3 protein-coding genes and 1 pseudogene are annotated in these 2,946 nt (G+C 69.8%); 3 read left to right on the top strand and 1 reads right to left on the bottom strand.

The window, feature by feature from the left end:
* Positions 1–27 precede the first annotated feature (27 nt).
* The 3 genes from sphsw_RS10235 to sphsw_RS10245 are packed head-to-tail and all read left to right on the top strand — an operon-like array spanning position 28 to position 2,708.
* Complete coding sequence (locus sphsw_RS10235; protein WP_031440537.1) at positions 28–945, top strand: hypothetical protein; 918 nt, start codon at positions 28–30, stop codon at positions 943–945.
* A gap of 20 nt (positions 946–965) precedes the next feature.
* Positions 966–1,493, top strand: a complete 528-nt coding sequence (locus sphsw_RS10240) for a DUF2141 domain-containing protein (RefSeq protein WP_031440538.1) — start codon at positions 966–968, stop codon at positions 1,491–1,493.
* Between the two features lie 18 nt (positions 1,494–1,511).
* Complete coding sequence (locus tag sphsw_RS10245; RefSeq protein WP_031440539.1) at positions 1,512–2,708, top strand: glycosyltransferase; 1,197 nt, start codon at positions 1,512–1,514, stop codon at positions 2,706–2,708.
* Here sphsw_RS10245 and sphsw_RS20405 read toward each other — a convergent pair.
* Positions 2,590–2,946: pseudogene (locus sphsw_RS20405) on the bottom strand (hypothetical protein); the annotation flags it as partial. The gene sphsw_RS10245 and the pseudogene sphsw_RS20405 overlap by 119 nt on opposite strands.

The raw sequence follows: 2,946 nt of genomic DNA on the forward strand, positions 1-2,946 counted from the left end.
AACCCGCCGGGTCGTTCCGCGGCGGGTGTGGTGCAGGCGGGGGTGGTGCAGGCGGGAGCCGATATCGTCGGGCTCGAACCGCTCAAGACCTTCCGCAGCCGGTGGCCGGCGATCATCGGCGCGGTGCTGACGCTGGCGATGATCGCGGGGCTCGCGCGCGAGCTGTTCGCGCACGGGCTGGCCGGACTGTCGCGGTCGGTGCCGTCCGATCCGCGATTCTATCTGTGTTTCGCGCTGCTCTACATGTCGCCGCCGACGGGGGATTACGTGATCTTCCGCCGGTTGTGGGGGATCCCGGTCGCGGGGCTGGTCGCGCTGATCAAGAAGCGGATCGCGAACGAAGTGGTGTTCGGCTATTCGGGCGACGCCTATTTCTATGCCTGGGCGCGGGCGCGGGCACGGATGGTGGCGTCGCCGTTCGGCGCAGTGAAGGACGTGACGATCCTGTCGGCGATCGCGGGCAACGCGATCACGCTGGCGATGGTCGCGATCGCGCTGCCGCTGAGCCGCGACCTGTTGCCGCCTGACCTGTTCAAGACGGTGCTGGGGTCGGCGGCGATCACCTTTGCGATCTCGCTGCCGTTCCTGATCTTCTCGCGGCGCGTCTTCTCGCTGCCGCGTGCGACCTTGTGGTGGGTGTTCATGATCCACTGCATCCGGTTGATGTGCGGATCGCTGTTGATCGCGCTCGCCTGGCATTTCGCGCTCCCCGGCGTGTCGATCGCGATGTGGCTGTTCCTCGCGGCGGGGCGGCTGCTGGTGTCGCGGCTGCCGCTGGTGCCGAACAAGGACCTGCTGTTCGCCAATTTCGCGATCCTGCTGATCGGCCAGGACCAGGCGCTGTCCGAGCTTGTCGCGTTCACCGCGGCGCTGACGTTGCTCGTCCATGTCATTCTGATTGTCATATTCAGCGGGCATGCGATCGCGATGAGGACGCGTGCGTGAACCGATTGCTTGGGGCGGGGATGATGCTGGCGGGGCTGGTCGCGGGTGCCGCCCCGGCATGGGCCGGCGGCCGGGCGGCGATCCAGGAGCCGATGCTCGGCGGCGACGCGCAGGCGTGCGAGCGCGACGAGGGGCCGGCGATCGCAGCGACGATCGTCGGACTGAAGGATCGCAAGGGCAATCTGATGCTCGAGCTCTATCCGCCCGACGAGGCCGATTTCCTGCGCGGCGACCGCGAGCTGATCGCGGCGGGCAAGACGTTTCGCCGCATCAGCGTGCCAGCCCCCGCGACCGGTCCGACTGCCTTGTGCATCCGCGTGCCGCACCCGGGCCGCTACGCGCTGCTGTTCACGCACGACCGTGACGGCCGGGCCAAGTTCAGTGTCTGGTCGGATGGCGCGGGGTTCGTGAAGGGCGACCGGCTCGGGCGATCGCGACCCAAGGTCGACCAGGCGATCGTCGAGGTCGGGCCCGGACTCACGCATGTCACGATCCGCGCGCAATATCTGCGCGGGCTGGGCGGGTTCGGCCCATTGGACGGCAAGTGAGGGGGCGGGCGGGCTGACATGCGGATCGTCGACGTCAACGAATTCTACTCGCCGACGGGCGGTGGCGTGCGCACCTATATCGACCGGAAGATGGGGATCCTCGCCGATCTGGGGCACGAGCTGATCGTCGTCGCGCCGGGCCGCGAGGACCGCGTCGAGGAGCGGCCGGGTGGCGGGCGCGTGATCTACCTCAAGTCGCCGGGGATGCCGTTCGATCGCAATTACGGGCTGTTCTGGGACCGTGCGGCGATCCACCGGGTGCTCGACGACCTCGATCCGGATGTGGTCGAATGCTGTTCGCCGTGGCGGCCGGCCTGGTTCGTCGGCGACTGGACGGGGCCCGACGGGCAGCAGCGCGCGCTGAAATCCTTCTTCATGCACAACGACAATATCGCCGCCTATGCGCAGCGCTGGTTCGCGGGGTTCGCCAGCCACGACCGGATCGAGCGCGCGTTCGGCTGGTACAGCCGGTACATGAACCGGTTCCTGACGCGGTTCGATACGGTCGTCACCAACGGACCTGCGCTGGAGAAACGGTTGCGCGCGCGTGGGGTCCGGATCGATGCGGCGATGCCGCTGGGGATCGAGCGCGGTCATTTCTCGCCACGGTTGCGCGACGAGGCGCTGCGAGGGCGGCTGTTGCAGCAATGCGGGTTGCCGGCGGACGCGATGCTGCTGATCGGGCTGGGCCGGCATCATGGCGAGAAGCGCTGGCCGCTGGTCGTCGACGCGGTCGCGCGCGCGGGCACCGACTTGCCGATCGGGCTGATCCTGTTCGGCACGGGCAGCCAGAGCAAGGCGATCGCGCGGCGGATCGGCGGATCGCCGCATATCCGGATGTTCGCGCCGGTCTATGACCGCGAGCGGCTGGCCGCGATCATGGCGAGCTGCGACGCGCTGATCCACGGGTCGGAGGCCGAGCCGTTCGGGCTGGTCGCGTCGGAGGCGATGGCGTCGGGGCTGCCGCTGATCGTGCCCGATACGGGCGGGTGCGCCGAGATTGCGGACCGGCATGCCAGCGAGCTCTATACCGCGCGCGATGCGACCGCGGCGGCGGCGGCGATCGCGCGGCTGTTCGCGCGCGACCGCGGGATGCTCAGGCGCGCGGCGGTCGTGGCGTCGGCGCAGGTCCGCTCGGATCATGCGCATGCGGTGGAACTGGTGGACTATTATGCCGGGCTGATCGCGGCGCGACGGGGGCGGCTGGCGGCGTGACCGACAGCCGGAAGCGGGTGCCGGGGACGGCGACCGCTCCGGATGCCGCCTTCTCGAGCGCGGCGTCGAGCCGGCGATCACCCGCGGTCGCGGCGGATTCGCCACCGGTGAGGATGACGGTGCCGGGGGCGAGGCGCAGGCGATCGCGCGCGACGAGGTGGAGCCGGACCTCTGCCGCAGCGTCGAGCAGGGCGCGGCTGCGGAAGTAGAAGGGGCCGGCGGCGAAGCGGGCATCGGG

Source organism: Sphingomonas sp. FUKUSWIS1 (genome assembly GCF_000733135.1).
GTDB classification, from domain to species: domain Bacteria; phylum Pseudomonadota; class Alphaproteobacteria; order Sphingomonadales; family Sphingomonadaceae; genus Sphingomonas; species Sphingomonas aerolata.